A 5,521-nucleotide genomic window follows, 5' to 3' on the forward strand; every position below is an offset into this window, starting at 1 on the left:
CAAGGGCGTGGCGCGGGTGACGGCGGCGGGCACGACGGGCACCGGCGCGACCCTGACGGTGCCGCTGGCGCGGGACGCGAGGGCGAGCCTTTCGGGGCGGACCTCCGGCGGTGCGCGGATCGGTCCGCTGGGGTGAGCGGGGGCCCGCCCCCGGCTTGCTGACAATCGCGTCAAGAAAGTCCGCCCCGAGGTCTGTCCGGACGCTCTACCCCTCAGTACATTGACGGCATGTCTAACAAGCGCGTCACGCTGAAGGCACGCCAGGTGTCCTTCGCCTGGGACGACACTCCCCTGCACTGGCTGCCCGACGACCCGTTCACGACGCACACGATCAACGTGCTGCACCTCCTGCTGCCCGCGGGAGAACGCTGGTTCGTGCACGTGTACAAGCAGGTGCTGCCCTTCATCCGTGACGACCGGCTGCGCGAGGACGTCATCGGGTTCATCGGCCAGGAGGCCATGCACTCGCAGGCCCACGACGAGGTGCTGCCGCACCTGCGCGAGCAGGGCCTGGACCCGACCCCGTACACCGCCCAGGTGGACTGGTTCTTCGAGAAGCTGCTCGGCGACCGGACCCTGCCGCCGGGCCGGGCCCGCCAGTGGTGGCTGATGGAGCGGGTCGCGCTGATCGCGGCGATCGAGCACTACACCGCGTTCCTCGGCAACTGGGTCCTGAACGCCGACGAGCTGGACCGGCGCGGCGCCGACCCGACCATGCTGGACCTGCTGCGCTGGCACGGCGCCGAGGAGGTCGAGCACCGGTCCGTGGCCTTCGAGCTGTTCATGCACCTCGACGGCGGCTACCGGCGCCGGGCCCGCACCTGGGCCACCGCCTTCACGGCCCTGATCTTCCTGTGGCAGCGCGGCGCGCGCTTCTTCATGGAGAACGACCCGACGCTGCTGGACGGCAAGGCCTCGTTCAAGGCCTTCTACCGCGGCGGCAAGGAGGGCGTCCTGCCCTCCACCGGCGACATGCTGCGCTCCATCCCGCGCTACCTGAGCCGCGGCTACCACCCCGAGCAGGAGGGCGACACCGAGCAGGCCGTCGCCTACCTGGCCACGTCCCCGGCCGCCACCGCCGCCGAGGCCCGCGAAGGAGCCGCCCGGTGAACGCGCGCACCCTGCGCCGGGCCGCCCTCGTCGCCGGGGCCGCCGTCGTGGTGCGCCACGCGCTGCGCCGCCGCGTCAAGAACTCCCCGCTGTGGCCGCTGCCCGCGCTGGAGGAGCCGGTCTCGGGGCGCCCGCGCGCCCGCGCGCTGCGGCTGCGCGTCACCGGCCACGAGCGGATCGCCGACGGGGTGGTCCAGCTGCGCCTCGAAGGCCGGGACCTGCCGGCGTGGCGGCCCGGCGCCCATCTCGACCTCGTCCTGCCGTCCGGCCTGATCCGCCAGTACTCGCTGTGCGGCGACCCGGAGGACACCTCCTCGTACACCGTCGCCACCCGGCTGATCCCGGTCGCGGACGGCGGCCGCGGCGGCTCCGCCGAGGTGCACGAGCAACTCGCCGAGGGCGACGAGATCGAGGTCCGCGGCCCGCGCAACCGGTTCCCGCTGGACACCGCCGCGCCCGCCCACCTCTTCGTCGCCGGCGGCATCGGGATCACGCCGGTCCTGCCGATGCTGCGCGACCTGGAGGCCCGGGGCGCCGCGTGGACGCTGCTCTACGCGGGCCGCGGCCTCGCCTCCATGCCGTTCCTGGAGGAGCTGGCCAAGCTCGACCGGCAGCGCGGCCGGGTCACCGTGGTCGCCGAGGACCGGGACGGCCGACCCGACCTCGCGGCCGCGCTCGACGCCACCGCGCCGGGCACCGCCGTGTACTGCTGCGGCCCCGAGGGCCTCATGACGGCCGTCGAGGAGCTCCTGCCGACGGGCCGGGAGCTGCATCTGGAGCGCTTCACCCCACGCAATTCGGCCGACGGGAACGGGCCGTTCGAGGTCGAGCTGCGGCGCAGCGGCACGATCGTGCACGTCCCCGCGGACACCACGGTCCTCGCCGCGCTGCGCCCCGAGGTGCCCGGTCTCGCGTACTCCTGCGAGCAGGGCTTCTGCGGCACGTGCCAACAGCGCGTGGTCGAGGGCGACATCGACCACCGCGACGAGCTCCTCACGGACGCGGAGCGCGACGGTTCGATGCTCATCTGTGTCTCACGATGCCGTGGTGAGCGCCTCGTTCTCGATCTCTGAGGCGGGTGAGCTCGGCGGCCTGATCCGCTCGGTAAAGTGTTCGGTATGACTACCGGGGTGCGGCGCAGATTGGGAGTCGAGGAGCGGCGGCGGCAGTTGATCGAGGTCGCTCTCGAACTGTTCAGCCACCGCTCGCCCGACGAGGTCTCCATCGACGAGATAGCGGCCGCCGCGGGCATCTCGCGGCCGCTCGTCTACCACTACTTCCCCGGCAAACTCAGCCTCTACGAGGCCGCGTTGCAGCGGGCCGCGCAGGAGCTCGCGGAGCGCTTCGAGGAACCGCAGGAGGGACCGCTCGGGGCGCGTCTGCTGCGCGTGATGAGCCGCTTCTTCGACTTCGTGGACGAGCACGGGCCCGGCTTCTCGGCGCTGATGCGCGGCGGCCCGGCCGTCGGCTCGTCGACGACGAACGCGCTGATCGACTCCGTCCGGCAGGCCGCGTACGTCCAGATCCTGGCGCACCTGCGGGTGCCCGCGCCGTCCGCGCGCCTGGACCTCGTGGTCCGCACCTGGGTGTCGCTCGCCGAGTCCACGGCGCTGATCTGGCTGGACGGGCGGCGCATCCCGCGCGAGGAGCTCCAGACACAGCTGGTGCACGACTTCGCGGCCCTGGCCGCCGTCAGCGCCGCCCACGACGCGGAGATGGCCGTGCTGCTGCGCCGCATCCTGGCCGACGAGCCGGCCGACGGCCCCTTCGCGGAGCTCGTCGGACGGCTCGTGACGCTGGCGCCGGCCGGGAGCGTCCGGACGGTTCAGCCGACGGCGGACCGGTAGGACGGCTCCAGGTCGCGCACCTCGGCCGACAGGTGGACGCCCGCCGGGTCCTGGATGTGCGCGGGCAGCAGTCCGATGACCGCCTCGGCGAGCGCCGCCTTGGCCTCGTCGGTGCGCCCCGCGAGCAGGGACACCTCGACGTGCAGCACGAGGTCCGGCGCGGCGCCGTCCCCGACGACGGTCTCCTCGGCGCGGCGGAAGCGCGTCTTGCAGGCGGGGATGCGCGCGGCGACGGTGTCCACGCAGGCCTGGTGCACGGCACCGGCGAGCTTGACCCGGTCGAGGCGGTCGTCGAGCCCCGGGGAGTGGTCGACGGTGATCAGAGGCATGGGTTCACTCCGTGATGCGTACGGGCCCGTGGGCAGGTCACCGCTCACCTTGACGGTGCCGGCGGGCCCGGCACAACTCACCGTCCGACGGGCGGACGGTCCGGCCCGCCCGGGCGGAACGGCGGCCCGGCCAAGTCCGCCGGGGGCGCGAGCCGGTGGGCAATACGGGTGGTGACCGGTAAGGTCCGTCCCGTGACCGCACGCCTTGCCGACATAGCAGCACACGCGGGGGTCAGCGAAGCGACGGTCAGCCGTGTGCTCAACGGCAAGCCCGGTGTCGCCGCGGCCACCCGCCAGTCCGTGCTCGCCGCCCTGGACGTCCTCGGCTACGAGCGCCCGATGCGGCTCAAGCAGCGCAGCGCGGGGCTCGTCGGCCTCATCACGCCCGAGCTGGAGAACCCGATCTTCCCCGCGCTCGCCCAGGTCGTCGTGCAGGCCCTGACCCGGCAGGGGTACACCCCGGTCCTCGCGACGCAGACCCCCGGCGGCTCCACCGAGGACGAACTGACCGAGATGCTCGTCGACCGCGGGGTCAGCGGCATCATCTACGTGTCCGGGCTGCACGCCGACACCACGGCCGACACCCGGCGCTACGAGCGACTGCACGGCCAGGGCGTTCCGTTCGTGCTCGTCGACGGCTACTCGGCGTCCATCGCCGCCCCGTTCATCTCGCCCGACGACCGGGCCGCGGCGGCGCTCGCGGTGACGCACCTCGTCTCGCTGGGGCACACCCGGATCGGGCTCGCGCTCGGCCCGAAGCGGTTCGTGCCGGTGCAGCGCAAGACCGAGGGGTTCGTGCGGGCGATGCGCGAGCGGCTCGGGCTCTCCCCCGACGAGGTGGAGCGGGAGTTCGTCCAGCACTCCCTGTACACGCTCGAGGGCGGGCAGGCGGCCGCCGCCGCCCTCCTCGACCGGGACTGCACGGCGCTCGTCTGCGCGAGCGACATGATGGCACTGGGTGCCGTGCGGGCGGTACGGGAGCGCGGCCTCGACGTGCCGCGGGACGTGTCGGTGGTCGGCTTCGACGACTCCCCGCTCGTCGCGTTCACGGATCCGCCGCTGACCACGGTCCGTAAGCCCGTGCACGCGATGGGCCAGGCCGCCGTCAACACGCTGCTCGAGGAGATCGGCGGCACGCCTGCGCCCCGCAGCGAGTTCGTCTTCATGCCGGAGCTGGTCGTCCGGGGTTCCACGGCCTCGTCCCCTGGGGTGCGGCCTCGTCCGTGAGGCGTAGAGGGTGCGTCCGGGACCCGCCCGAGGGATGATCGGACGGGGGGTCGGAATCTGGCAGACTCTGCGTCTATGGGTGAAAAGACCGTGACGACACTGGAAGGCCGACAAGGGCCCACCAACTCACCCAACGCGGACGATCGCGCCGGGCGGCGGGCCCCTGCACTCCTGCGGCGTCTGCGCACCCCGCGGCGTCCACGGCTCTGGTTCGAGATCCTTCTCATCGCGGTGAGTTACTGGACGTACTCGATGGTGCGCAACGCGGTCCCGGAGCAGAAGGCCCAGGCCCTGCGGAACGCGGACTGGATCTGGCAGGCGGAGCACCATCTCGGGATCGCCGTGGAGCAGAGCGTCAACCACGCGGTCGACGGGGTGTCTTGGCTCGTCGTCGGCATGAACTACTACTACGCGACGCTGCACTTCGTCATCACGCTCGGTGTCCTGGTGTGGCTGTTCCGTCGCCACCCCGGGCGGTACGCGGCGACCCGGCTCGTCCTGTTCGCGACGACGGCGGTCGCGCTGGTCGGCTACTACTTCTACCCGCTGGCGCCGCCCCGCCTGATGACCGGCGGCCACTTCATCGACACCGTCGCCGTGCACCAGACCTGGGGCTCCATGGCCTCGGGGAACCTGAAGAACATGTCGAACCAGTACGCGGCGATGCCCTCGATGCACATCGGCTGGTCGCTCTGGTGCGGGCTGACGATCTTCGCGCTGGCGACGGTGCCGTGGGTGCGGGTGCTCGGGCTGGTCTATCCGGCGGCGACGCTCGTCGTGATCGTGGCGACGGCGAACCACTTCTGGCTGGACGCGGTGGGTGGCATGGCGTGCCTCGCGTTCGGCTACGCGGTGGCGTGGTGCTGGTACGGGGGCCTGCCGTACGCGTTGCCGCGTGCCGTCGCGTCGGGCTCCGCCCCGGCCCTGCCGATGAAGGTATGACCCACGACCGCGCCCCGGTGGGGGCCGGCCGCGCAGTTCCCCGCGCCCCTGAAATGCAGGCGCTAC

Annotated in this window: 6 protein-coding genes; 5 read left to right on the forward strand and 1 reads right to left on the reverse strand. The window is 72.6% G+C overall.

What is annotated here, in order from left to right:
• Positions 1-228 precede the first annotated feature (228 nt).
• From GTW43_RS18515 to GTW43_RS18525, 3 genes are read left to right on the forward strand one after another with little or no spacing between them, the layout of a single operon-like run.
• Positions 229-1,110: a metal-dependent hydrolase gene (locus GTW43_RS18515; protein WP_161303127.1), complete on the forward strand. Its 882-nt coding sequence runs from the start codon at positions 229-231 to the stop codon at positions 1,108-1,110.
• Positions 1,107-2,183, forward strand: coding sequence for a PDR/VanB family oxidoreductase (locus tag GTW43_RS18520; RefSeq protein ID WP_161303128.1), 1,077 nt, complete (start codon positions 1,107-1,109; stop codon positions 2,181-2,183). The genes GTW43_RS18515 and GTW43_RS18520 overlap by 4 nt, the downstream gene beginning before the upstream one ends.
• Positions 2,184-2,228: 45 nt before the next feature.
• Entirely contained in the window at positions 2,229-2,957 is a 729-nt protein-coding gene (locus GTW43_RS18525) for a TetR/AcrR family transcriptional regulator (protein ID WP_161303129.1), read from the forward strand.
• On the opposite strand, the gene GTW43_RS18530 is transcribed toward GTW43_RS18525, so the two are convergent.
• Positions 2,936-3,286, reverse strand: coding sequence for an isomerase (locus GTW43_RS18530; RefSeq protein WP_161303130.1), 351 nt, complete (start codon positions 3,284-3,286; stop codon positions 2,936-2,938). The genes GTW43_RS18525 and GTW43_RS18530 overlap by 22 nt on opposite strands.
• A gap of 192 nt (positions 3,287-3,478) precedes the next feature.
• On the opposite strand from GTW43_RS18530, the gene GTW43_RS18535 reads away from it, so the two are divergent.
• Positions 3,479-4,513, forward strand: a complete 1,035-nt coding sequence (locus GTW43_RS18535; RefSeq protein ID WP_161303131.1) for a LacI family DNA-binding transcriptional regulator — start codon at positions 3,479-3,481, stop codon at positions 4,511-4,513.
• Between the two features lie 75 nt (positions 4,514-4,588).
• On the forward strand, positions 4,589-5,455 hold the full coding sequence (locus GTW43_RS18540; protein WP_161303133.1) for a phosphatase PAP2 family protein: 867 nt from the start codon (positions 4,589-4,591) through the stop codon (positions 5,453-5,455).
• Positions 5,456-5,521: the final 66 nt, after the last annotated feature.

The organism is Streptomyces sp. SID5785 (genome assembly GCF_009870065.1).
Classification (GTDB): domain Bacteria; phylum Actinomycetota; class Actinomycetes; order Streptomycetales; family Streptomycetaceae; genus Streptomyces.